The organism is Streptomyces sp. NPDC093071 (genome assembly GCF_044754545.1).
Taxonomy (GTDB): domain Bacteria; phylum Actinomycetota; class Actinomycetes; order Streptomycetales; family Streptomycetaceae; genus Streptomyces.
Genome location: NZ_JBIVPH010000009.1, coordinates 210,082 through 233,579, shown reverse-complemented (window position 1 = coordinate 233,579; position 23,498 = coordinate 210,082). Strand labels below are relative to the sequence as shown.

Here is a 23,498-nt window from a genome sequence, read left to right as displayed (position 1 = left end):
GTGCATAGCCGTCAGGGGTGTCGGCGAAACTCGGAGTGCCCCTCTTGTAGTGACAAAGTGGACTCATGAGGAGGAACCCATGCGCGGTGCCAAGAGCGCCAAGTGGGTAACGGGCGCGATCATCGTCGCCCTTGCTGCGACCGCCTGTGGCGGGGGGAAGAGCGACGGCGGCAGCGACGCCAAGGGCGCTGTTGACCCGAACGGGATCTTCTCCATCGAGCTCGGTGAGCCCGAGAAGCCCCTGTACACCGGCGACACGATGGAGTCCAACGGCTCCGCCGTCATGGCCGGCCTGTTCTCGACCCTGGTCGACTACAAGGCCGACGGCTCGCTGGAGATGATCAACGCCGAGTCGGTCACCACGACGGACTCGAAGACGTGGACCGTCAAGCTCAAGCCGGGCTGGACCTTCCACGACGGCACCCCGGTGACCTCGAAGTCCTACGTGGACGCGTGGAACTGGAACGCCAACGTCAAGAACGCCATGGGCCTCAACTCGTGGTTCGCCGACATCAAGGGCTTCGAGAAGCTCAGCCCGGCCGAGGAGGGCGCCAAGCCCACCTCGGACAAGCTGGACGGCCTGAAGATCGTCGACGAGAACACCTTCACCATCGAGCTGTCGAAGGCCGTTCCGTACTTCGGTCACAAGCTGGCCTACATCGTCTTCGCCCCGCTGCCCGACGCGTTCTACAAGGACACCAAGGCCGCCGGTCAGAAGCCGATCGGCAACGGTCCCTACAAGTTCAAGAGCTGGGACCACAAGAAGCAGATCGAGATCGTCCGTTACGACGACTACAAGGGCCCGAACAAGGCGAAGAACGGCGGTGTGGTCTTCAAGAACTACACCACCCTCGAGGCCGCGTACGAGGACCTGAAGTCGGGCAACGTCGACGTCCTGCGTCAGCTCGCCCCGAAGGACCTCCCGGTCTACCGCCAGGACCTCGGCGACCGTGCCGTCGACCAGGCGTACTCCGCGATCCAGACCGTCGCCGTGGCCTTCTACGCCGACCAGTGGAGCAAGCCGAAGCAGGTCGACCCCAAGGTCATCCAGGGCATCTCGATGGCCATCGACCGCGCCACCATCACCAAGACGGTGCTCCAGGGCACCCGCGAGCCCGCCTCCGGCTGGGTCGCCAAGGGTGTGCTCGGCTATCAGCCGAACGCGGTCGACGTCACCAAGTTCGACCCGGCCAAGGCCAAGGAGCTCATCAAGGCCGGCGGCGGCGTCCCCGGCAACAAGATCTCCATCCAGTTCAACGCCGACGGCGGGCACAAGGAGTGGGTGGACGCGGTCTGCAACTCCATCACCCAGTCCACGGGCGTCGCCTGTGTCGGTGACGGCAAGCCGGACTTCCAGGCCGACCTGACCGCTCGTAAGAACAAGCAGGTCAAGTCGTTCTACCGCTCCGGCTGGGTGCTCGACTACCCGGTGAACGCGAACTTCATCTCGGACCTGTTCCGTACGGGTGCGGCGGGCAACCAGGGCGGCTTCTCCAACAAGGAGCTGGACGCCAAGATCGCGAAGGCGGACTCCGCTCCCACGCTGGACGAGTCGGTCAAGGAGTTCCAGGCCATCGAGAAGGACCTGGTCAACTACATGCCGTCCATCCCGCTCTGGTACTACAAGGTCAACGCGGGCTACTCCGAGAAGGTTTCGGGCGTGGCTTACGGCCAGGACGGCGACCCGATCCTGACCGGCGTCGAGGTCCACAAGTAAACCCGAAAGCGTAGTCCGCAAGCCGTCACGGGACTGACGGATCGTCAGTCCCGTTTCGGCGCCTTACGCAGCGGCTGGGGGGCCCTTCCACGGCATCGTGCTGCCCGAATCCGGGCAGTACGTCGGGGGAGGGCCCTCGGCTGCGGCCGTCACATCTCAACGGAGGCATGATGGGGCGCTATGTCGCACGACGACTGCTCCAGATGATCCCGGTTTTCTTCGGGACAACCCTGCTGATCTTCCTCATGGTCTACAGCCTGCCCGGTGACCCCGTGGCCGGTCTGTTCGGAGACAAGGGGGCGTCCCCCGCGACCATCGCGGAGATCAGACACAAGCTCGGTCTCGACCAGCACATCCTGAAGCAGTACTGGGACTACATCAGTGGAATCATCTTCCACTTCGACTTCGGTACGCAGATCCGCAACGACCGGCCTGTGACCGAGGTCCTGGGTGACGCGTTCCCCGTCACGATCCAGCTGGCGGCCCTCGCCTTCGCCTTCGAGCTCGTCTTCGGCCTCGGCCTCGGCATCATCGCCGGCCTCCGCGCCGGCCGCATGGCCGACAACGCGATCCTGATCTTCACCCTGCTGATCATCTCGATCCCGGTCTTCGTCCTCGGCTTCCTGATCAAGATGGTGTTCGCCTTCCAGCTCGGCTGGATCGAGCCGAACGTCAGCAACGACCAGCTGCTGTCCGAGATGATCGCCCCCGCCATCGTCCTCGGTGGTCTCTCCCTTGCCTATGTGGCGCGGCTCACCCGCACCTCCATGGCGGAGAACCTGCGCGCCGACTACATGCGCACGGCCGTCGCCAAGGGCCTGCCGAAGCGCCGCATCATCGGCGTCCACCTCATGCGCAACTCGATGATCCCCGTCGTCACCTTCCTCGGCACCGACATCGGCGCCCTGATGGGCGGCGCGGTCGTCACCGAAGGCATCTTCAACGTCAAGGGTGTCGGTGGTCTGATCTACGAGTCGATCAGCCGCCGCGAGGGCAGCACCCTCGTCGGTCTCGTCACCGTCCTGGTGGTCGTCTACCTGATCACCAGCCTGCTCATCGACCTGCTGTACGCGGTCCTGGACCCGAGGATCCGGTATGCCTGACGTGACCAAGACCGCCGCCGCCACGGCGCCGGACGCCGTAGCCGCCTCCCCGGCGGCCGCGCCCGCCCCGCAGGGCAAGCCGGAGAAGCCCCGCTCGCTCTGGGGCGACGCCTGGCGCGACCTGCGCCGCAACCCGTACTTCCTCGTGTCGTCGGTGCTGATCTTCTTCCTGCTGCTCATCGCGGCGTTCCCGGGGATGTTCACCAGCGCCTCGCCCACGGCCGGCGACCTCGTCAAGCACTACGTCGGGAAGCCCGAGCTCGGCAACATCGGCTCGCCCGGCTGGCTCGGCTACGACATCCAGGGCCGCTCCGTCTACGCCCGCCTGATCTACGGCACCCGTGCCTCGATCATCGTCGGCGTCTGCGTCACCCTGATCGTCACCGTCGTCGGCGGCGCCATGGGCATGATCGCCGGTTACTTCGGCGGCTGGGTGGACGCGGTCCTCTCCCGCCTCACCGACGTCTTCTTCGGCATCCCCTTCCTGCTCGGCGCGATGGTCGTCCTCCAGGCCTTCGTCGAGCGCACCGTCTGGGTCGTCGTCTTCGCCCTCGCCTTCCTCGGCTGGACGCAGATGGCTCGCGTCATGCGCGGTGCCGTGATCACGGTCAAGCAGGCCGACTACGTCCACGCCGCCAAGGCGCTCGGCGCCGGCACGGGCCGGATCCTCTTCCGGCACATCCTGCCGAACGCCATGGCCCCGGTGATCGTCGTCGCCACCATCGCCCTCGGCGGCTACATCTCCGCCGAGGCGACCCTGTCCTACCTGGGGCTCGGCCTCGCCGCCCCGACCGTCTCGTGGGGTGTCGACATCTCCGCGGGTGTTCAGGCGATCCGTACGTCGCAGCACATCCTGCTGTACCCGTCGATCATGCTGAGCCTCACCGTTCTGGCGTTCATCATGCTCGGCGAAGCCGTCCGCAACGCCCTCGACCCCAAGCTGCGCTGAGGAGGGCGTAAAAGATGAGCATCATCGACAAGACCGCGGCCGTCCCGGCGCCGCGCGACGGGTCCGGCACCGGCCCGCTGCTCGAAGTCCGCGACCTGCACGTGGAGTTCCACACCCGTGACGGCGTGGCCAAGGCGGTCAACGGCGTCAACTACTCGGTGAACGCCGGCGAGACCCTCGCCGTCCTCGGCGAGTCCGGCTCCGGCAAGTCCGTCACCGCCCAGGCCATCATGGGCATCCTCGACATGCCCCCGGGCAGGATTCCGCAGGGCGAGATCCTGTTCCGCGGCCAGGACATGCTGAAGATGTCCGAGGAGGAGCGCCGGAAGATCCGCGGCCGCAAGATCGCGATGATCTTCCAGGACGCGCTGTCCTCCCTGAACCCGGTCCTCAACGTCGGCTACCAGCTCGGCGAGATGTTCCGGGTCCACCAGGGCCTGTCCAAGAAGGACGCCAGGACCAAGGCCATCGAGCTGATGGACAAGGTCAAGATCCCGGCCGCCAAGGCCCGGGTCTCCGACTACCCCCACCAGTTCTCCGGCGGTATGCGCCAGCGCATCATGATCGCCATGGCGCTGGCCCTGGAGCCGGACCTGATCATCGCCGACGAGCCCACCACGGCTCTCGACGTGACCGTCCAGGCCCAGGTCATGGACCTCCTCGCGGAGCTCCAGCAGGAATACAACATGGGCCTGATCCTGATCACCCACGACCTCGGCGTCGTCGCCGACGTCGCGGACAAGATCGCCGTGATGTACGCCGGCCGGATCGTCGAGCAGGCGCCCGTGCACGAGCTGTACAAGCGCCCGGCCCACCCGTACACCCGGGGTCTGCTCGACTCGATCCCGCGCCTGGACCAGAAGGGCCAGGAGCTCTACGCGATCAAGGGCCTGCCGCCCAACCTGCTCCGCGTGCCCACCGGCTGCGCCTTCAACCCGCGCTGCCCCAAGGCCGACGACATCTGCCGCACGGAGATCCCGGCCCTGACGCCGGTCACCGAGCGGGACGGCACGGACCTCCCGGGCCGCAAGAGCGCCTGCCACTTCTGGAAGGAGACGATCCATGGCTGACATCGGCAAGAACGACGAGGCCGTGGCCGCCGCCAACGAAGAGGCCCTGGTCGCCGCCATCGAGGCCCCCGTGGTCCGCGGCGAGCCGATCCTCCAGGTGCGCGGTCTGAAGAAGCACTTCCCGCTGACGCAGGGCATCCTCTTCAAGAAGCAGGTCGGCGCGGTCAAGGCCGTGGACGGGGTCTCCTTCGACCTCTACCAGGGCGAGACCCTCGGCATCGTGGGCGAGTCCGGCTGCGGCAAGTCCACGGTCGCCAAGCTCCTGATGAACCTGGAGCGGGCCACCGCGGGCGAGGTCTTCTACAAGGGCCAGGACATCACCAAGCTGTCCGGGCGCGCGCTGAAGGCGGTCCGCCGGAACATCCAGATGGTGTTCCAGGACCCGTACACCTCGCTCAACCCGCGCATGACGGTCGGCGACATCATCGGCGAGCCCTTCGACATCCACCCCGAGGTGGCCCCGAAGGGCGACCGGCGCCGCAAGGTGCAGGAGCTCCTGGACGTCGTCGGTCTGAACCCGGAGTACATCAACCGGTACCCGCACCAGTTCTCCGGCGGTCAGCGCCAGCGCATCGGCATCGCCCGCGGCCTCGCGCTCAACCCCGAGATCATCATCTGCGACGAGCCGGTCTCGGCCCTGGACGTCTCCGTCCAGGCCCAGGTCATCAACCTGATGGAGAAGCTCCAGGACGAGTTCAACCTCTCCTACCTCTTCATCGCGCACGACCTGTCGATCGTCCGGCACATCTCGGACCGCGTCGGCGTCATGTACCTCGGCAAGATGGCCGAGATCGGTACGGACACCGAGATCTACGAGCACCCGACGCACCCGTACACCCAGGCGCTGCTCTCCGCGGTGCCGGTGCCGGACCCGGAGGCCCGCGCGCACCGCGAGCGGATCATCCTCACCGGTGACGTCCCCTCGCCGGCGAACCCGCCGTCGGGCTGCAGCTTCCGCACCCGCTGCTGGAAGGCGCAGGAGCGGTGCGCCCAGGAGGTCCCGCTCCTCGCGGTGCCGGCGCACTTCCAGGGCCAGGACACCCCGGCCGCCCACTTCTCGGCGTGCCACTTCGCCGAGGAGAAGCAGGTCGTCCCGGTGCACTGACACCCCGCGCGGTTCTCCACGGCCGGCTCCCGGCGCCCCCCGGCGCCGGGAGCCGGCCGTTTTCGCGCGCCCCCGCCGTCGCACTGATGGGCGCGGAGAACGTGCAGGCGTACTGATGCGGGGTGATATTGGGGCTCTCAGTGCGAATCGGTACATACGGGAGGCACTCCATGCGCGGAGCCACGCACGCCAAGTGGGCCGCTCTGGCCACCGCCGTCGCCCTCGCGGCGACCGCCTGCGGCGGCGGTGACAGCGGCGGCGGCGGCGGAGGGGCCGACGGCGTCGTGTCCTCCTCGTGGGGAGACCCGCAGAACCCGCTGGAGCCCGCCAACACCAACGAGGTCCAGGGCGGCAAGGTCCTGTCCATGATCTTCCGGGGGCTCAAGCAGTACGACCCCAAGACCGGCGAGGCCAAGGACATGCTCGCCGAGAAGATCGACACCACCGACTCCACCAACTTCACCGTCACCGTCAAGGACGGCTGGACCTTCTCCAACGGCGAGAAGGTCACCGCCAAGTCCTTCGTCGACGCCTGGAACTACGGCGCCCACCTGAAGAACAACCAGAAGAACGCCTACTTCTTCGGCCAGATCGAGGGCTACGACCAGGTCCACCCCGAGAAGGGCCAGCCCACCGCCGAGACCATGTCCGGCCTCAAGGTCACCGGGGACCGCACCTTCACGGTCAAGCTCACCCAGAAGTTCTCCACCTGGCCCGTCACCCTCGGCTACGCGGCCTTCGCCCCGCTGCCCCAGTCCTTCTTCAGCGACCACGCCGGCTGGCTCTCGAAGCCCGTCGGCAACGGCCCGTACACCATCGACTCCTACTCCAAGGGGTCCCAGATGGTCCTGAAGAAGTGGGACGCCTACCCCGGCAGCGACAAGGCGCAGAACGGCGGCGTGACCCTGAAGGTCTACACCGACAACAACACCGCCTACACCGACCTGATCGCCGGCAACCTCGACCTCGTCGACGACGTCCCCGCCGCCCAGCTCAAGAACGTCGAGGCCGACCTCGGCGACCGGTACATCAACGTGCCCGCCGGCATCATCCAGACCCTCTCCTTCCCGTTCTACGACCCGAACTGGAACAAGCCCGGCCAGGAGAAGCTCCGCCAGGGCCTGTCACGGGCGATCGACCGGAACCAGATCACCGAGACGATCTTCCAGAAGACCCGCACCCCCGCCGTCGACTGGACCTCGCCCGTCCTCGGCGAGGAGGGCGGCTTCAAGGACGTCTGCGGCGACCTCTGCACGTACGACCCGGCCGAGGCGAAGAAGCTGGTCGCCGAGGGCGGCGGCATCCCCGGCGGCACCATGAAGATCTCGTACAACGCCGACACCGGCAGCCACAAGGAGTGGGTGGACGCGGTCTGCAACTCCATCAACCGCGCCCTCGGCAACGACCGCGCCTGCGTCGGCAACCCCGTCGGCACCTTCGCCGACTACCGCAACCAGGTCACCACGCAGAAGCTCACCGGCCCGTTCCGCGCCGGCTGGCAGATGGACTACCCGCTCATCCAGAACTTCCTCCAGCCGCTGTACTACACCAACGCCTCGTCCAACGACGGCAAGTGGACGAACCCCGAGTTCGACAAGCTGGTGAACCAGGCCAACGCCGAGGCCGACACCGCCAAGGCCGTCGGGATCTTCCAGCAGGCCGAGGAGGTCCTCCGCGACGACATGGGCGCCCTCCCGCTCTGGTACCAGAACGGCAGCGCCGGCTACTCGGAGCGCGTGAGCAACGTGACCCTGAACCCCTTCAGCGTCCCGGTCTACGACCAGATCAAGGTGAACTGACGCCGTAGCAAGGCCGACGGCACACGGCCCGGCCCGCGGACCTCCGCGCCGGGCCGTACGCCTTCCCGCATCCCTTCCCGGAGCCAACCCCCGGAGTCCCCCATGGGTCGATACGTGATCCGGCGACTGCTGCAGATGATCCCGGTCTTCTTCGGCGCCACGCTGCTGATCTTCCTGATGGTGAACGTGATGGGCGACCCCGTCGCCGGACTGTGCGGCGACCGCCAGTGCGACCCGGCGACCGCCGCCCAGCTCAAGAAGGAGTTCGGCCTCGACAAGCCGGTCTGGCAGCAATACCTGACCTACATGGGCAACGTCTTCACCGGGGACTTCGGCACGGCCTTCAACGGCCAGGAGGTCACCGAGCTGATGGCCAACGCCTTCCCGGTCACCATCCGCCTCACCATCGTCGCGATCCTCTTCGAGATCGTCATCGGCATCAGCCTCGGCGTCCTCACCGGCCTCAAGCGCGGCCGGCCCGTCGACACCACGGTGCTGCTGCTCACCCTGGTCGTCATCTCCGTCCCCACCTTCGTCACCGGCCTGCTCGTCCAGCTCCTCTTCGGCGTCAAGTGGAAGTGGATCGACCCCTCGGTCTCCTCCGACGCCACCTTCGACGAACTGATCGTCCCCGGCCTGGTCCTCGCCTCCGTGTCGCTCGCCTACGTCACCCGGCTCACCCGGACCTCGATCGCCGAGAACAAGCGCGCCGACTACGTCCGCACCGCCGTCGCCAAGGGCCTGCCCCGCCACCGGGTCATCACCCGGCACCTGCTGCGCAACAGCCTCATCCCCGTGGTCACCTTCATCGGCACCGACGTCGGCGCCCTCATGGGCGGCGCCATCGTCACCGAGCGGATCTTCAACATCCACGGGGTCGGCTACCAGCTCTACCAGGGCATCCTCCGCCAGAACACCCAGACCGTGGTCGGCTTCGTGACCGTCCTCGTCCTGGTCTTCCTGGTGGCCAACCTGCTCGTCGACCTCCTGTACGCCGTCCTTGACCCGAGGATCCGCTATGCCTGAGATGCCCGAGCACCACGACGAAGGGTCGGCCATCGCCTCCACCGGGGCCGGCGGCGCCACCGACCTCGCGATGTCCGAGGCCGAGACCCTGGAGAAGGCTCCCGGCGGCCCCGACGGCACCGGCCCCGACAAGAAGGCCCGCTCCCTCTGGTCCGACGCCTGGCACGACCTGCGCCGGAACCCGGTCTTCATCATCTCCGGCCTGGTCATCCTCTTCCTGGTGGTCATCGCGATCTGGCCGCAGCTCATCGCCAGTGGCAACCCGCTGGACTGCGACCTCTCCAAGGCCCAGGAGGGCTCCCAGCCCGGCCACCCCTTCGGCTTCAACGGCCAGGGCTGCGACGTCTACACCCGCACGGTCTACGGAGCCAGGGCCTCCATCGAGGTCGGCGTCCTCTCCACCCTCGGCGTGACCCTCCTCGGCTCCGTCCTCGGCGGCCTCGCCGGCTTCTACGGCGGCGCCTGGGACGGCTTCCTCTCCCGGATCACCGACATCTTCTTCGCCATCCCCGTCGTCCTCGGCGGCCTGGTCCTCCTCTCCGTCGTCAGCAACAACACCGTCTGGCCCGTCATCGGCTTCATGGTGCTGCTCGGCTGGCCGCAGATCTCCCGCATCGCCCGCGGCTCCGTCATCACCGCCAAGCAGAACGACTACGTGCAGGCCGCCCGCGCGCTCGGCGCCTCCAACTCCCGGATGCTGCTGAGGCACATCACGCCCAACGCCGTGGCCCCCGTGATCGTCGTCGCCACCATCGCCCTCGGCACGTACATCTCCCTGGAGGCCACGCTCTCCTTCCTCGGCGTCGGCCTCAAGCCCCCCACCGTCTCCTGGGGCATCGACATCTCCGCGGCCTCGCCGTACATCCGCAACGCCCCGCACATGCTGCTCTGGCCGGCCGGCGCGCTGGCCGTCACGGTGCTCGCCTTCATCATGCTCGGCGACGCCGTCCGCGACGCCCTCGACCCCAAGCTGAGGTAGGGATCCATGCTGCTCGAAGTGCGCGACCTGCACGTGGAGTTCCACACCCGGGACGGGGTGGCCAAGGCGGTCAACGGCGTCGACTACTCCGTCGACGCGGGGGAGACCCTCGCCGTCCTCGGCGAGTCCGGCTCCGGCAAGTCCGTCACCGCCCAGGCCGTCATGGGCATCCTCGACATCCCCCCGGGGAGGATCACCCGGGGCGAGATCCTCTTCCAGGGCCAGGACCTCCTGAAGCTCAAGGAGGACGAGCGGCGCAAGATCCGGGGCGCCAAGATGGCGATGGTCTTCCAGGACGCGCTCTCCTCCCTCAACCCCGTCCTCAGCGTCGGCGACCAGCTCGGCGAGATGTTCCAGGTCCACCGGGGCATGTCCCGCAAGGACTCCCGGGCCAAGGCCGTCGAGCTGATGGACCGGGTCCGCATCCCCGCCGCCAAGGAACGCGTCGGCCAGTACCCCCACCAGTTCTCCGGCGGTATGCGCCAGCGCATCATGATCGCCATGGCGCTCGCCCTCGAACCCGAACTGATCATCGCGGACGAGCCCACCACCGCCCTCGACGTCACCGTCCAGGCCCAGGTCATGGACCTGCTCGCGGAGCTCCAGCGCGAGCTCAACATGGGGCTCATCCTCATCACCCACGACCTCGGCGTCGTCGCCGACGTGGCCGACAAGATCGCCGTGATGTACGCGGGCCGGATCGTCGAACAGGCCCCCGTCCACGAGATCTACAAGGCCCCCGCCCACCCCTACACCAAGGGCCTCCTCGAATCGATCCCGCGCCTGGACCAGAAGGGCCAGGAGCTGTACGCGATCAAGGGCCTGCCGCCCAACCTGCTGCACATCCCGCCCGGCTGCGCCTTCAACCCGCGCTGTCCGATGGCCCAGGACGTCTGCCGGACCGACGAGCCCCCGCTGTACGAGGTGACCGAGTCCCCGGTGCCGCGCGCCAGCGCCTGCCACTTCTGGAAGGAGTGCCTCCATGGCTGAGGCGATTCTCGAAGTCCGGGACCTCCACAAGCACTACCCGCTGACCCAGGGCATCCTCTTCAAGAAGCAGGTCGGCGCCGTCAAGGCCGTCGACGGGGTCGACTTCGACCTCGTCGCCGGCGAGACCCTCGGCATCGTCGGCGAGTCCGGCTGCGGCAAGTCGACCGTCGCGAAGATGCTGGTCAACCTGGAGCGGCCCACCTCCGGCACCATCCGCTACAAGGGCGAGGACATCACCAAGCTCTCCGCGCGCGCCCTGAAGGCCGTCCGCCGCAACATCCAGATGGTGTTCCAGGACCCGTACACCTCGCTCAACCCGCGCATGACGGTCGGCGACATCATCGGCGAGCCGTACGAGATCCACCCCGAGGTCGCGCCCAAGGGCGACCGGCGCCGCAAGGTCCAGGACCTCCTGGACGTCGTCGGCCTCAACCCCGAGTACATCAACCGCTATCCGCACCAGTTCTCCGGCGGCCAGCGCCAGCGCATCGGCATCGCCCGCGGCCTCGCCCTCCAGCCCGAGGTCATCGTCGCGGACGAACCCGTCTCGGCCCTCGACGTCTCCGTCCAGGCCCAGGTCGTCAACCTCCTCGAACAGCTCCAGTCCGAGTTCTCCCTGTCGTACGTCTTCATCGCCCACGACCTGTCCATCGTGCGGCACATCTCCGACCGGGTCGGCGTCATGTACCTCGGCCGGATCGTCGAGATCGGCACCGACGCGCAGATCTACGACCACCCCACCCACCCCTACACACAGGCGCTGCTCTCCGCCGTCCCCGTCCCCGACCCCGAGGCCCGCGCCCACCGCGAGCGGATCATCCTCACCGGCGACGTGCCCTCCCCGGCCGACATCCCCTCCGGCTGCCGCTTCCGCACCCGCTGCTGGAAGGCCCGGGAGCGCTGCGCCCAGGAGGTCCCCCTCCTGGCGGTCCCGGCCGTCTTCCGCCTCACCGACAGCCCGGCCCGCCACGACTCGGCCTGCCACTTCGCGGAGGAGAAGCACGTGGTGGCCGAGGAGCACCGGGCGGTCCTGGAGAAGCCGGAGGACACGCCGGGGGCCGGCGCCCCGGACCTGGAGAAGGGCGCCCCGCCGCCCCCGGGCGGCAGCCACCTCCTCCGCCCGGACGACGAGAACCCGGAGACGGACCCCCCGGAGACGGACCCCCCGCCCCCCGGCACCCCTTAACACCGGGGCAACCCGCCCGACTCGGCTCCGATATACGGACACGGCAGGCTGCACACCGTACGGCCGTGCGGGTGCCGTGGGCCGGCCGGGACGCACCGAGCGCCCCGGCCGGCCACCCCGCCCCTCCGGATATCCGGAACCGCTTGTTTCGGCCGGTCGCGACCGTGAGTATCGAAGCCGTGACTGTGACACGACCGGCACGACTCACCGGCGCCGCCCTCTGCGGCGCCCTCGTCCTCGTCGCCGCCGTGTGGATCCTCAAGGACCTCGCCGCGCTCGGCGCGCCCGCCGACCTCGCGTGGTACTGGGCCGGGGACCGGTTCTTCCTGGCCCGGGGCCGGGCCGCCACCTCCCTGGCCGACCCGGTGCTCCTCGTCGCCTCCGCGGCCACCGCCGTCGCCGCCCTCCGCTCGCGGCACGCCGCCTCCGCGCTCGCCGCCACCGGCACCGCCACCCTCGCCCTGCGCCTGCCCGGCCTCTGGGCGCCCGGGAGCGGGGCCCTCGTCACCGCCCTCCTCGAACTGGCCCTCGCCGCCGGCCTCGTCCTCGTGGCCGCCGTCGGCCGCCGCCCGGCGGACACCCCGTACGAGCCGCTGCCCGGCCGCCCCCGCACCGGCCCCGCCGTCACCGCCGGGGTCCTCCTCGCGGCCGCCGCCGTCACCGTCACCGTCTGGGAGCTGTACTGGGGCGTCCGGCTGCCCGCGGAGATCACCGTCGACCGGTTCACCGGCGGCCGGTCCGTCGTCAAGGCCACCCTCGCGCCCCCGCCCGGCTGGCTGTCGGCGGTCCTCGTCGCGCTGTACGCCACGGCCGCCGCCTCCGCCGTCGCGCGGGCCCGCCACGCCCGCGCCTTCGGGCTGCTCGCCGGGGCGTTCCTGGCCGCGGGCGGGCTCGCGGGGACGGCGGGGGCCCTCCGGTACGGAACGCTCGTCCAGCTCGCGGACCTCCCCGGCCCGCACCGGGCGGACGTCCTCACCTCCGTCCTCGGACTGCTCGCGGGCCTCGTCGTCCTGGTCCTCCTGGCCGGGCGCGGCGCCCCCGCCGCCGCGCCCGCCCCGTACCCGCCGGCGGGGGCGCTGCCGCCGCCCCCGCCGCACCCCCGGCCGCCCGGCTGGTGAACCGGCCCGGTCCCGGCCCCGCTATCCGTCTCGCCCTCAGCCCCGGTCGAGCCCGAGGGACCGCTTCAGGAAGTCCACCTGGAGCAGGAGCAGGTTCTCCGCCACCTGCTCCTGCGGCGTCATGTGCGTCACCCCCGACAGCGGCAGCACCTCGTGCGGCCGGCCCGCCGCGAGCAGCGCGGAGGAGAGCCGCAGCGCGTGCCCCACCACCACGTTGTCGTCCGCGAGGCCGTGCACGATCATCATCGGCCGCGCCGGCACCTCCGGGGACGACAGCCCGTCGTCGGTGAGCAGCGACTGCGCCGCGTACACCTCAGGGTCGTCCTGCGGGGTCCCGAGGTACCGCTCCGTGTAGTGGGTGTCGTAGAGCCGCCAGTCCGTCACCGGCGCCCCGACGACGGCCGCGTGGAAGACGTCCGGCCGCCGCAGCACCGCCCGGGCCGCCAGATAGCCGCCGTACGACCAGCCCCGGACCGCCACCCGGCCCAGGTCGAGCGGGAAGCGCCCGGCGAGCGCGTGCAGCGCCTCCACCTGGTCGTCGAGCGTCGGCGTCAGGTCGCGCAGGATCGCCTTCTCCCAGGCGGGGGAGCGGCCCGGCGTGCCGCGCCCGTCCGCCACGACCACCGCGAAGCCCTGGTCGGCGAACCACTGGGACGTCAGGTGCGGATGGTGCGCGGCCACCACCCGCTGCCCGTGCGGGCCGCCGTACGGGTCCATCAGGACCGGCAGCGGCCCGTCGCCCTCCGCGTACCCCGAGGGCAGCAGCACCGCGCACGGGATGCGCCGGGCCCCGGCCTCCGTGAGCCGGGGCCGGGCGGTGATCACCGGCTGCTGCGCGTACGAGGCGACCACCGCGACCGGTTCGCCGTCCCGCAGCACCCGCGCCGTGCTCCCCGGCTCGTCCGGGCGCGCCGACACCAGGACGGTCACCGCCCCCGCGCGCACCGCGCCGTGCACGCCGACGCCCCCGGACACCCGCTCGGCGCCCTCCTCCGTCACCCGGTACACATGGATCTCGCCGGTCTCCGGCGCCGCCGCGCCCGTACCCGCCGAGGCCGACACGAGGAGGTCGTCCGGACCGGCGTCGAGCACCGCCCGGACGTGCAGCCGCCCGTCGGTGAGGACCCGGTCCCCGACGGCCAGGACCCGCGTCCCGCCGTCGCCCGTGTCCACGTCGGAGCCGCCGTCCGCGACGTCCGCGATCCGGACGAGCCGCCCGTCCGCGCTCCACGCCGGCACCCCCGGGAGCAGCTCCAGCCACGCCGGGTCCTCCTCCACCCGTACGACCGAGGTCGCCCCGGTCGCCGGGTCCACCGCCAGGTGCGCCTGCTCCCGCTGCTCCCGGGTCTGGACGAGCAGCAGCGGCGGCCCGGCCGCCGACCAGTGCACCCGCGCCAGGTACGGGTACCGCTCCCGGTCCCACGCCACCTCCGTACGGGACCCGTCGAGGCCCACGAGGAACAGCCGCACCTCCGCGTTGTCCGTCCCCGCCGCCGGGTAGCCCACCCGCTGCGGCTCCCGCTCCGGGTGCGCCGGGTCCGCGATCCACCAGCCCCGCACCGCCCGGTCGTCCACCCGCGCCACGAGCAGCCGGTCCGAGTCCGGGGACCACCAGTGGCCGCGATACCGCCCCATCTCCTCCGAGGCGATGAATTCGGCCAATCCGTAGGAGACGTGCGGGTCCTCCGGGCCGGCCAGCTCCCGGTCGTCCGAGCCGTCCGCGCCCACCACCCGCAGCGCGCCCTCCGCCGCGTACGCCACGAGCCGCCCGTCCGGCGAGGGGCGCGGGTCGATCACCGGGCCCGGCACCGGCAGCTCCCGCGCCGTCCCCGCCCGCAGCTCCGCCGCGAACAGCCGCCCCGACAGGGCGAACGCCGCCAACTCCACGGCCGCGTCCACCGCGTACGCCACGATCCCGGAGGAGCCCTCCCGGCTCCGCTCCCGGCGCGCCCGCTCCCGCGGGGACAACTCCTCCTCCGCGCCCGCGAGCAGCGCCTCCGGGTCGGCGGCCACCCGCTCGGCCGGCGCGCCGTCCCGGGGCAGGTCGAGCACCCAGAGCCGGTGCGAACGGTCCGTGCCGGAGCCGGATCTGACGAACACCACGCGCTCCCCGTCGGGGGAGACCGAGAAGCCGCGCGGGACTCCCAGGGCGAAGCGCTGGGTCCTGGCCTGCTGGCGGGGGAAGGAGAGTCCGGCCGAGGGTGCGGCGGACCGCTGTCGAGACGAGGTCATGAGGCCGAAACTAGCGCTGTGCGCCCCCCTCGTGCCTCCGTCCGCCGATCGATGCGATGGCACGGATAGTTATGATCCGTAGCGCTGGGTGGGTATGCATCCGTCTGGCACATGCTCTCTGCTCCATGCCCGAACCGCTCCGGGCGAACCGACCGAAGAAGTCCGACCGAGAAGTGTGGAGGTGAACCGCCGTGGCACTCTCGATCTCCGTGGTGGTGCTGCTGGCGATCGTCGTCTTCCTTCTGATCCGGAAATCCGGACTGAAGGCCGGACATGCGGCGGTCTGTGCCCTCCTGGGCTTCTACCTGGCGAGCTCGTCCATCGCCCCGTCCATCAGCACCCTCACGACCAACGTGGCGGGCATGATCGGCGGCCTCAAGTTCTGAGCCCCCGGACCCGGGGCCTCCTCCCGGTCCGGCCGCGCGGGGTCTCGTAGGGTGGGGGCATGTCCGATCTCCCCGCCCGCCGTCTGCTGCTGGTGCACGCGCACCCGGACGACGAGTCGATCAACAACGGCGTCACCATGGCCAGGTACGCGGCCGAGGGCGCCCTCGTCACCCTCGTCACCTGCACGCTCGGCGAGGAGGGCGAGGTCATCCCGCCCGGCCTCGCCCACCTGGCCCCGGACCGGGAGGACCGGCTCGGCCCGCACCGCGTCGGCGAACTCGCGGCCGCGATGGCCGAGCTGGGCGTCACCGACCACCGCTTCCTCGGCGGCCCGGGACGCTTCCGCGACTCGGGGATGATGGGCGCCGAGCAGAACGGCCGGGACGGCGCCTTCTGGAGCACGGACGTCGACACCGCCGCCGCACACCTCGTCGAGGTCGTCCGCGAGACCCGCCCGCAGGTCCTGGTCACCTACGACCCCGACGGCGGCTACGGCCACCCCGACCACATCCAGGCCCACCGGGTCGCCACCCGCGCCGCCGAACTGGCCGCCGACCCGGCCTTCCGCCCCGACCTCGGCCCGGCCCACACGATCGCCAAGGTCTACTGGAACCGCGTCCCTCGCCCCGTCGCCGAGGCCGGCCTCGCCCGGCTGCGCGCCGAGGGCTCCGCCTTCTCGGCGGTCGCGGACGTCACCGACGTCCCGGGCGTCGTCGCCGGGGACCGGATCACCGCCGAGATCGCCGCGACCCCGGAGCAGGCGGCCCGCAAGGCCGCCGCGATGGCCGCGCACGCCACCCAAGTCGCGGTCGACGGGCCCTTCTTCGCCCTCTCCAACGACCTCGGGCAGCCGATCCTCACCACCGAGTACTACGAGCTGGTCCGGGGCGTCCCCGGAGCCCCCGAGGGCGAGCGCGAGACGGACCTCTTCGCGGGGGTGACCGCGTGAGCCCCTCCTCTTCCTCCCCGAAGCCCTCCCCGAAGCCCTCGTCGAACCCGCTGCCGCGCGGGCGCGCCGCCTCGTCGGACCGCCCCGACCGCTCCGCCGCCCCCGGCCGCCCGGCCGCCGCGCCGGACGGCTTCCCCGTCTCCCGTACCGCCCGATACGTCTGGTACGGCCTCCTGTTCGTCCTCGGCCTCCTCGTCGGGACCGCCGGGGCCCTCGTCCAGGCCGCCTGGCTCCCCGCCGGCCTGCTCCTGGCGCTCCTCGCCGCCGCCGGCCTCTTCTACGGCGGGCTGCGCGCCACCGGCACCCAGATCGGCGTGGCCGCCGCGGGCGGCGGCTGGCTCGTCGCCGTCGTCCTGCTCAGCTTCGGACGCCCCGAGGGCGACGGGGTGTTCGGCGGGGGCGTCGGCGAGCTGCTCTTCCTCTTCGGGGGCATGGGCATCGCTGTGATGTGCACCACGCTGGCCCGGCTGCCGCGTCCGGCCCGGTGAGCAGGAGGACTTGAGGTCGGAGACGTCCCGACTTCGGCCGGATTGCCCGTCGTCGGCGGCCCGGGGGTCGGGTGCGTGACGGCGGCGGCCAGTATGGTGGTGCGCGCCGCCGAACCGCCCGGGTCACACGAGCACACGAGCATCAGCAAGAGCGGGCGGTGGAGCCAACCGGGAGATCCTGCTTTGAGTCGTGAAACTGGTCGAGAGACTGACAGTTCGTCCTCCGGCGCCCAGGGGCGCGGTGGAGCCGCATACCCCTCGGGCACCCCGCCGTACGGTTCCCGCCAGTATCCGTCGCTCCACCCCTCGCAGGACGCGCCGGAGGAGACCGCCGCCGCGTCCGCGCCGCCGGAGGAGCCCAAGACCGAGACGACGCTGACGACCCGGATCCGGATCAACATCCCGGGTTCGCGTCCGATTCCGCCGGTCGTGGTCCGCAAGACGGTCAACGAGACGCCCGCCCCGGAGCCCGAGCCGGAGCCCGCCCCCGCCGTGGAGCCGGAGCCCGAGCCGGTGGCGGCCCCGGAGCCGCCGAGGGCCGAGGAGGCCGCTCCGAAGGCGAAGGAGACGAGCGACTGGTTCGCCCCCCGCAAGTCCTCCGCGCCCGCGCCGGCGCCCGCTCCGGCTCCCGCGCCGTCCCCGGCCCCCGCGCCGGGCCCGAGGCGGACGGCTCCCGGCCCTGACGCCCCGGGCACGGGCTTCGCGGGCTCCGCGACCTCGGGCGTCCCGACGGTCGGCAGCACCCCGTCGAGCCGCCCGGTCACCCAGCCCGGCCCCGGCCCCGTCCCCGACAACCCGCTCTACGAGACCGGCACGCCGGCGGGCGGCACCCCGGCGTACGACGGGACCCCGGCGGGCGGCACTCCGCGCTACGACGGCACCCCCGCCGGTGGCGTGCCGCGCTACGACGGGACCCCCGCGGGCGGCGTGCCGCAGTACGACGGCACTCCCGCCGGTGGCACCCCCCTGTACGACGGCACCCCGGCCGGCGGCACGCCCGTCCACGGGGGTCCGGCGGCTCCGACCGGTCCGACCACCGGCCCGGCCAGCGGCATCGCCTCGCTCGGCGGCCCCGGCGGCGCGGGCCAGGGTCCCTTCCCGGGCCAGGGCCTGGGCCAGGGACAGCCGCAGGGCCCGGGGCAGGGTCACGGCGGTCCGGGCGCTCCGGGCGGTCCGGGCGCTCCGGGCGGTCCGGGCGCTCCGGGCGGTCCGGGCGCTCCGGGCGGTCCGGGCGGTCCGGGCGCGGGTTCCCCGTTCCCCGGCGGCGCCCCCCGCCTGTCCGACGACACCGCGGTCCTGACGCCCCAGCAGCCCGCCCCGGCGCCCGGTCCCGGCCGTGGCCCCGGCCCGGGCGGCCCGGCGGCCGGGGGCGGCGGTCACGTCTCCGGCGACACGCTCACCAGCGGCATCCCCGTCGTCCCGCCGACGGCGGCCCGCCCGGACCTCACCCCGAGGATCGAGGAGCGGCCGGCCCCGGCCCCCGCTCCCGCCCCGGCCGCGCGCCAGGCGCCCCCGGCGGGCCGGGCCCCGGCGAAGAAGGGCCGCTCCAAGCTGGTCCTCCTCGGCGCCGGAGTCGTCGGCCTCCTCGGCATCGCCTACGGCGCGGGACTGCTCCTCAACCACTCCGACGTCCCCAAGGGCACCACGGTGCTCGGCGTGGACATCGGCGGCGGCACGAAGGAGGAGGCCGTCAACAAGCTGGAGAAGGCCCTCGGCAAGCGCGCCCAGGCCCCGCTCCAGCTCTCCGTCGCGGGCAAGAAGGTCCAGCTGCCGCCGGACCGGGCGGGCCTGTCCCTCGACAGCCAGGAGACCGTCCGGGGCGCCGCGGGCAGCGACTACAACCCCGTCTCGGTCATCGGCTCCCTCTTCGGCGGCGAGCGGGTCGCCAAGCCGGTCTTCCCGGTCGACGACGAGAAGCTCGCCGTCGCCCTGACCGACCTGGCGGGCACCTCCGGCTCGGCGACCGAGGGCACGATCCTCTTCGCGCCGAACAAGGTGACCCCGGTCGAGGGCAAGCCCGGCAAGGGCCTGGACGTCCGCCGCGCGATGTTCTCGGTCAAGGACGCCTTCCGCGCCCAGGTCGAGACGGGGCGGAGCAACCTGGTCGAGCTGCCGGTCACGTCCCGCCAGCCGTCGGTCACCAAGGCCGAGCTGGACCGGGCCATGAAGGAGTTCGCGGAGCCCGCGATGTCCGACCGGATCACGATCAGGGCGGGCGGCAAGGAGATCCAGTTCGGCCCGGCGCGGTCGCTGCCGCAGATCCTCTCCATGAAGGCCGTCGACGGCCGGCTGGTCGAGGTCTACGACAAGAAGGCGATCGAGCGGCTCCTGGACGGCGCCTTCGAGGGCATCATGATCACCAAGGGCGACGGCACCAAGCACGAGGTCTCCGCCGACGACGTGGCCTTCGTGATGCGCGACGCGCTGCTCGGCAAGACGCCCGCCGAGCGGACGAAGACGATCGACCTGTCCGGCCAGGGCTGACCGGCCGGGGCCGACCGCCCGGGAACGAACGGTCGTGGGGGGGGGGGGGGGGCGCCCGCGCCCCCCCCCCCCCCGCCGCCCCCGCCCCCCCCCCCGGGCCCCCGGCCGCGCCCCCCCCGCCCCCCCCCCCCCCCCCCCCCCCCCCCCCCCCCCCCCCCCCCCCCCCCCCCCGGGGGGGGGCGGGGGGGGGGGGGGGGGGGGCGCCCCCGGGGCCCCGGGGGGGGGGGGGGGGGGGGGCCCCCCCCCCCCCCCCCACGACCGTTCGCGGGCCTCTGCCCGCCGGGTGGGCCTCAGTTCAGCCGGGCCCGTGCCGCCAGCGCCCGGCGTCGGATCGTGGTCGCCGCCTCCGGGTCCACCGCGTCCATGACCTGCGCGTACGCCTCCATCTCCACCGCGCCCGTCAGGAAGTCCCCGCGCCGCACCAGCAGCTCGGCGCGCTCGTAGCGGAGCCTCGCCGGGTGGGAGGGGAGCAGCAGGGCGAGCTCGACCGCCCACAGGGCGACGCCGGAGCGCTCGGGGCGGGGGGCCGCCCAGGCGCGGATGTTGTTGAGGACGCGCAGCACGATCGCACCGGGCTCGGCCGGCCGGAGCATCGAGCGGTCGAGCGCCTCGCCGGTCGCGCTCGTCACCAGCAGCTCGGCGTCCGCGCCCGTCATGGCCCGCCCGCCCGCGAACGGGTCCGCGAGGTCCAGGTCGGCCGGGTCGCCGAAGCCGACGACGAAGTGGCCGGGCAGCCCGAGCCCGTACACCGGCGCCCCGGCCCGGCGGGCGACCTCCATCCACACCACCGAGAGCAGGATCGGCAGCCCCCGGCGCCGCCGCAGCACCTCGTGGAGCAGCGAGGACTCCAGGCGCTGGTAGTCGGCGGGCACGCCCTCGAACCCCTCGCGGCGGCCGAGGAGCGCGGCCAGCGCGGCCGCCCAGTCGCCGGTGACCCGGGTCGTGTACGGGACGAGCCCGGCGAGCCGGTCGAGTTCGATCTCGGCCGCGTCGAGGTCGTGCCGGGTGACGGCGGGGTCGGCCACCGCCCCGATGAGCAGGCAGAGCCGCGCGAGGTCGGGCCGTTCGGCCCGCGCCTCCTCGGCGAACTCCCGCCGCCAGTCGGGCGGCCCGGGGGCCTCGTCCTCCGGGTCGTCGGCCGGGTCGCCGAGGGGGTCCTCCCGCGTCACGACTCCGCCCGCCGGTAGTGGTGGTAGTGGTGGTGGGGCGCGAAGCCCATGCCGTCGTACAGCGCCCGCGCGCCGTCGTTCCCGGCCTCCACCTGGAGCCAGGCCGCCGACGCGCCCTCGTCCAGGGCCCGGCGGGCGAGCGCGGTCATCACGGACGTGGCCAGGCCCCGGCGCCGCAGGTCCGGGTCGACCTCGACGGCCATGAAGCCGGCCCAGCGCCCGTCGACGACGCAGCGGCCGACGGCCGCCGGCACCCCGTCCGCGCCCGCCGCGGACGCGAACCACACGCTCGGGCCGGAGGCGAGGACCGCCCGCGCCGCCGGGCCCGGCTCCGTGACGTTCCGGTAGCGGCGCAGCCACCCCTCGTCGGCGGTGCGGGAGAGGCGGACGGCGGACACGTCGGCGTCCTGGTCCCCGATCGGGGCGAGCGCCGCGATCCGCACCTCGGCGGACACCTCGCGCCGCCAGCCGAGCCGTTCGAGCTCGGCGCAGAGCAGTTCCTGGGTGCCCTCGGCGCCGGTCGCGGCCTGGACGTACGCGGGCAGCCCCCGGTCCGCGTACCACTCCCGCACGCGCGCCAGCGCCTCGGCGACCGGCAGCCCCGGATCGCCCAGGGGGAGCACGGAGTTGGCCCGCCGGGTGAATCCCACCCGTCGCCCGGCCACCGCCCCTCCAGGACGCCCTTCGGGCGGCACCTCCTGGAACGAGGCACGCAGGACCCACTCTCCGAGCGCCTCGCTCTCGACCGGCTCCCACGCGCGCGCGGTGGCCCGCGCCAGCTCCGGGAAGGTGGCCGAGGGACCCCGCCGGCGGGCCGGCGCGGCGGGCACGACCTTGCCCGCCACCAGGCGGGATTCCGCGATCCGGACGGCCTCGCCGCTCCTTCGTGTGATCAGCAGCACGCCACCGTCCCATGATGTGAGAACCCCGACCGCGTCGGTGAACATGCCGCCCGCCTCGCCCGAGTCGGTCACGTACCGAACGGAGACACGTTTTCCCACGTCAGCGCTGGTGACACGGATCTCAAGGCGCCCACCGCCGGTGAATTCCACTGCTTCTCCACCCCTCCTGTTCGGATCGCCCCCGAGAACGGAGATACTAGGTGCGGGCATCGACGACGCCGCGCTCCCGCGCAGACCAGCCCTATCGAGGAGGAACGACAGCGTGACCTACGTCATCGCGCAGCCTTGTGTCGACGTCAAGGACAAGGCGTGCATCGAGGAGTGCCCCGTCGACTGCATCTACGAGGGCAAGAGGTCCTTGTACATCCACCCGGACGAATGCGTCGACTGCGGGGCCTGTGAGCCGGTTTGCCCGGTCGAGGCGATCTTCTACGAGGACGACACTCCGGAGGAGTGGAAGGACTACTACAAGGCGAACGTCGAGTTCTTCGACGAGCTCGGTTCGCCCGGTGGTGCCTCCAAGCTCGGCGAGATCGAGCGCGACCACCCCTTCGTCGCCGCCCTGCCGCCGCAGAACGGCTGATCGACCGCATCCGGTCCCGTACGGCGTCGAGCGCCGTGCGGGGCCGACGCGTTTCCCCCGACAGCCGGTCCGAGTCCACCAGTCCGTACGGGCCCGCACGCGCCCCTACGAGGAAGTGAGCCAATCCGTGAGCGCAGTCTCCTCGCGCCTTCCCGTCTTCCCCTGGGACAAGCTGGAGCCGTACAAGAAGACGGCCCTGGCGCACCCGGACGGGATCGTGGACCTGTCCGTCGGCACGCCCGTCGACCCGGTCCCCGCGCTGATCCGGGAGGCCCTGGTGGCGGCGGCGGACTCGCCGGGCTATCCGACGGTGTGGGGGACCCCGGCGCTGCGGGACGCGCTCACCGGCTGGTGCGAGCGGCGCCTCGGCGCGGTCGGGTTCGTCCACGAGAACGTCCTCCCGGTGGTCGGCTCCAAGGAGCTGGTGGCCTGGCTGCCGACGCAGCTCGGGCTCGGCCCGGGGGACGCGGTCGCCTACCCGCGCCTGGCCTACCCGACGTACGAGGTCGGCGCGCGGCTCTGCGGCGCGACCCCCGTCGTCTACGACGACCCGGTGGCCGACCTCGACCCGGCCGCGGTCAGGCTGCTCTGGCTCAACTCCCCGTCCAACCCGACCGGGAAGGTCCTCGGCAAGGAGGAGCTGACCCGGATCGTGGCCTGGGCGCGCGAGCACGGGATCCTGGTCTTCTCCGACGAGTGCTACCTGGAGCTGGGCTGGGAGGCCGACCCGGTCTCCGTCCTGCACCCGGACGTCAACGGCGGTTCGTACGAGGGGATCGTCGCCGTCCACTCGCTCTCCAAGCGCTCCAACCTGGCCGGCTACCGGGCCGCGTTCGTCGCGGGCGACCCGGCCGTGCTGGGCGAGCTGCTCCAGATCCGCAAGCACGGCGGCATGATGACCGCCGCCCCGGTCCAGGCGGCGACGGTCGCGGCGCTCGGCGACGACGCGCACGTGGCCGAGCAGCGCGGGCGGTACGCGGCCCGGCGGGCGGCGCTCCGGGCGGCCCTGGAGGCGCACGGCTTCCGGATCGAGCACAGCGAGGCGAGCCTGTACCTGTGGGCGACCCGGGACGAGCCGTGCTGGGAGACCGTGGCGTACCTGGCGGAGAAGGGGATCCTGGTGGCGCCCGGCGACTTCTACGGCGAGGCCGGGGAGCGGTTCGTGCGGGTGGCGTTCACGGCGACCGACGAGCGGGTCGAGGCGGCCGTCAAGCGCCTGGGCTGACCGGAAACGGCACACGGAAGGGCCCGGGGAGCGACGC

20 protein-coding genes are annotated in these 23,498 nt (G+C 72.1%); 17 read left to right on the top strand and 3 right to left on the bottom strand.

Going from position 1 to position 23,498, the window contains the following annotated elements:
- Positions 1-79 precede the first annotated feature (79 nt).
- The 11 genes from ACIQD7_RS28000 to ACIQD7_RS27950 all read left to right on the top strand — a co-directional run bounded on the left by ACIQD7_RS28000 (position 80) and on the right by ACIQD7_RS27950 (position 13,042).
- A complete protein-coding gene (locus tag ACIQD7_RS28000) occupies positions 80-1,717 on the top strand; it encodes an ABC transporter substrate-binding protein (RefSeq protein WP_402445154.1) in 1,638 nt (545 codons plus the stop codon).
- A gap of 170 nt (positions 1,718-1,887) precedes the next feature.
- Entirely contained in the window at positions 1,888-2,820 is a 933-nt protein-coding gene (locus ACIQD7_RS27995; protein ID WP_161374512.1) for an ABC transporter permease, read from the top strand.
- Positions 2,813-3,769, top strand: a complete 957-nt coding sequence (locus ACIQD7_RS27990) for an ABC transporter permease (protein WP_121832379.1) — start codon at positions 2,813-2,815, stop codon at positions 3,767-3,769. Before ACIQD7_RS27995 ends, ACIQD7_RS27990 begins: the two co-directional genes overlap by 8 nt.
- 14 nt (positions 3,770-3,783) lie before the next feature.
- Complete coding sequence (locus tag ACIQD7_RS27985; protein ID WP_402445151.1) at positions 3,784-4,839, top strand: ABC transporter ATP-binding protein; 1,056 nt, start codon at positions 3,784-3,786, stop codon at positions 4,837-4,839.
- Entirely contained in the window at positions 4,832-5,944 is a 1,113-nt protein-coding gene (locus ACIQD7_RS27980; protein WP_121832377.1) for an ABC transporter ATP-binding protein, read from the top strand. The genes ACIQD7_RS27985 and ACIQD7_RS27980 overlap by 8 nt, the downstream gene beginning before the upstream one ends.
- A gap of 170 nt (positions 5,945-6,114) precedes the next feature.
- Entirely contained in the window at positions 6,115-7,743 is a 1,629-nt protein-coding gene (locus tag ACIQD7_RS27975; protein ID WP_402445149.1) for an ABC transporter substrate-binding protein, read from the top strand.
- A gap of 102 nt (positions 7,744-7,845) precedes the next feature.
- Positions 7,846-8,769, top strand: coding sequence for an ABC transporter permease (locus ACIQD7_RS27970; RefSeq protein ID WP_402445147.1), 924 nt, complete (start codon positions 7,846-7,848; stop codon positions 8,767-8,769).
- A gap of 1 nt (position 8,770) precedes the next feature.
- Positions 8,771-9,748 carry an ABC transporter permease gene (locus tag ACIQD7_RS27965; protein ID WP_402445200.1) on the top strand — a complete coding sequence of 326 codons (978 nt, stop codon included), beginning with the start codon at positions 8,771-8,773 and terminating at the stop codon, positions 9,746-9,748.
- A gap of 6 nt (positions 9,749-9,754) precedes the next feature.
- Positions 9,755-10,738 carry an ABC transporter ATP-binding protein gene (locus tag ACIQD7_RS27960; RefSeq protein ID WP_402445146.1) on the top strand — a complete coding sequence of 328 codons (984 nt, stop codon included), beginning with the start codon at positions 9,755-9,757 and terminating at the stop codon, positions 10,736-10,738.
- On the top strand, positions 10,731-11,924 hold the full coding sequence (locus ACIQD7_RS27955) for an ABC transporter ATP-binding protein (RefSeq protein ID WP_402445144.1): 1,194 nt from the start codon (positions 10,731-10,733) through the stop codon (positions 11,922-11,924). Before ACIQD7_RS27960 ends, ACIQD7_RS27955 begins: the two co-directional genes overlap by 8 nt.
- A gap of 179 nt (positions 11,925-12,103) precedes the next feature.
- On the top strand, positions 12,104-13,042 hold the full coding sequence (locus tag ACIQD7_RS27950) for a hypothetical protein (protein WP_402445142.1): 939 nt from the start codon (positions 12,104-12,106) through the stop codon (positions 13,040-13,042).
- A 36-nt stretch (positions 13,043-13,078) separates the two neighbouring features.
- Here the strand turns inward: ACIQD7_RS27950 and ACIQD7_RS27945 are convergent, their stop codons facing one another.
- On the bottom strand, positions 13,079-15,274 hold the full coding sequence (locus ACIQD7_RS27945) for a prolyl oligopeptidase family serine peptidase (protein WP_402445141.1): 2,196 nt from the start codon (positions 15,272-15,274) through the stop codon (positions 13,079-13,081).
- A 191-nt stretch (positions 15,275-15,465) separates the two neighbouring features.
- Here ACIQD7_RS27945 and ACIQD7_RS27940 point away from each other — a divergent pair, with 191 nt between their 5' ends.
- The 4 genes from ACIQD7_RS27940 to ACIQD7_RS27925 all read left to right on the top strand — a co-directional run bounded on the left by ACIQD7_RS27940 (position 15,466) and on the right by ACIQD7_RS27925 (position 19,582).
- A complete protein-coding gene (locus ACIQD7_RS27940; RefSeq protein ID WP_015035959.1) occupies positions 15,466-15,660 on the top strand; it encodes a hypothetical protein in 195 nt (64 codons plus the stop codon).
- Positions 15,661-15,719: 59 nt separating this feature from the next.
- Positions 15,720-16,610: an N-acetyl-1-D-myo-inositol-2-amino-2-deoxy-alpha-D-glucopyranoside deacetylase gene (gene mshB / locus ACIQD7_RS27935; RefSeq protein ID WP_402445138.1), complete on the top strand. Its 891-nt coding sequence runs from the start codon at positions 15,720-15,722 to the stop codon at positions 16,608-16,610.
- A complete protein-coding gene (locus tag ACIQD7_RS27930; protein WP_402445136.1) occupies positions 16,607-17,098 on the top strand; it encodes a DUF6113 family protein in 492 nt (163 codons plus the stop codon). The genes mshB and ACIQD7_RS27930 overlap by 4 nt, the downstream gene beginning before the upstream one ends.
- Before the next feature lie 429 nt (positions 17,099-17,527).
- The gene (locus ACIQD7_RS27925; protein ID WP_402445135.1) at positions 17,528-19,582 is read left to right on the top strand and encodes a hypothetical protein; all 2,055 of its coding nucleotides are present in this window, start codon (positions 17,528-17,530) and stop codon (positions 19,580-19,582) included.
- Positions 19,583-19,872: 290 nt separating this feature from the next.
- On the opposite strand, the gene ACIQD7_RS27920 is transcribed toward ACIQD7_RS27925, so the two are convergent.
- Together ACIQD7_RS27920 and ACIQD7_RS27915 are read right to left on the bottom strand one after the other, a co-directional pair.
- Positions 19,873-20,751, bottom strand: a complete 879-nt coding sequence (locus ACIQD7_RS27920) for a tetratricopeptide repeat protein (protein WP_402445133.1) — start codon at positions 20,749-20,751, stop codon at positions 19,873-19,875.
- The gene (locus tag ACIQD7_RS27915; protein ID WP_402445131.1) at positions 20,748-21,803 is read right to left on the bottom strand and encodes a GNAT family N-acetyltransferase; all 1,056 of its coding nucleotides are present in this window, start codon (positions 21,801-21,803) and stop codon (positions 20,748-20,750) included. Before ACIQD7_RS27915 ends, ACIQD7_RS27920 begins: the two co-directional genes overlap by 4 nt.
- A 112-nt stretch (positions 21,804-21,915) precedes the next feature.
- Between ACIQD7_RS27915 and fdxA the strand changes: the two genes are divergently transcribed.
- Together fdxA and dapC are read left to right on the top strand one after the other, a co-directional pair.
- A complete protein-coding gene (gene fdxA / locus ACIQD7_RS27910) occupies positions 21,916-22,236 on the top strand; it encodes a ferredoxin (RefSeq protein ID WP_053640884.1) in 321 nt (106 codons plus the stop codon).
- A gap of 127 nt (positions 22,237-22,363) precedes the next feature.
- The gene (gene dapC, locus ACIQD7_RS27905) at positions 22,364-23,461 is read left to right on the top strand and encodes a succinyldiaminopimelate transaminase (RefSeq protein ID WP_402445129.1); all 1,098 of its coding nucleotides are present in this window, start codon (positions 22,364-22,366) and stop codon (positions 23,459-23,461) included.
- The last annotated feature ends 37 nt before the right edge of the window (positions 23,462-23,498 follow it).

What these genes read in the sequence shown, in the direction of transcription:
- ACIQD7_RS27975 (WP_402445149.1), top strand. Translation starts at nt 6,115, where the DNA reads ATGCGCGGAGCCACGCACGCCAAGTGGGCCGCTCTGGCCACCGCCGTC.
- ACIQD7_RS27945 (WP_402445141.1), bottom strand. Translation starts at nt 15,274, where the DNA reads ATGACCTCGTCTCGACAGCGGTCCGCCGCACCCTCGGCCGGACTCTCC.
- ACIQD7_RS27955 (WP_402445144.1), top strand. Translation starts at nt 10,731, where the DNA reads ATGGCTGAGGCGATTCTCGAAGTCCGGGACCTCCACAAGCACTACCCG.
- ACIQD7_RS27965 (WP_402445200.1), top strand. Translation starts at nt 8,771, where the DNA reads ATGCCCGAGCACCACGACGAAGGGTCGGCCATCGCCTCCACCGGGGCC.
- ACIQD7_RS27990 (WP_121832379.1), top strand. Translation starts at nt 2,813, where the DNA reads ATGCCTGACGTGACCAAGACCGCCGCCGCCACGGCGCCGGACGCCGTA.
- ACIQD7_RS27980 (WP_121832377.1), top strand. Translation starts at nt 4,832, where the DNA reads ATGGCTGACATCGGCAAGAACGACGAGGCCGTGGCCGCCGCCAACGAA.
- ACIQD7_RS27960 (WP_402445146.1), top strand. Translation starts at nt 9,755, where the DNA reads ATGCTGCTCGAAGTGCGCGACCTGCACGTGGAGTTCCACACCCGGGAC.
- ACIQD7_RS28000 (WP_402445154.1), top strand. Translation starts at nt 80, where the DNA reads ATGCGCGGTGCCAAGAGCGCCAAGTGGGTAACGGGCGCGATCATCGTC.
- ACIQD7_RS27970 (WP_402445147.1), top strand. Translation starts at nt 7,846, where the DNA reads ATGGGTCGATACGTGATCCGGCGACTGCTGCAGATGATCCCGGTCTTC.
- ACIQD7_RS27985 (WP_402445151.1), top strand. Translation starts at nt 3,784, where the DNA reads ATGAGCATCATCGACAAGACCGCGGCCGTCCCGGCGCCGCGCGACGGG.
- ACIQD7_RS27995 (WP_161374512.1), top strand. Translation starts at nt 1,888, where the DNA reads ATGGGGCGCTATGTCGCACGACGACTGCTCCAGATGATCCCGGTTTTC.
- mshB (WP_402445138.1), top strand. Translation starts at nt 15,720, where the DNA reads ATGTCCGATCTCCCCGCCCGCCGTCTGCTGCTGGTGCACGCGCACCCG.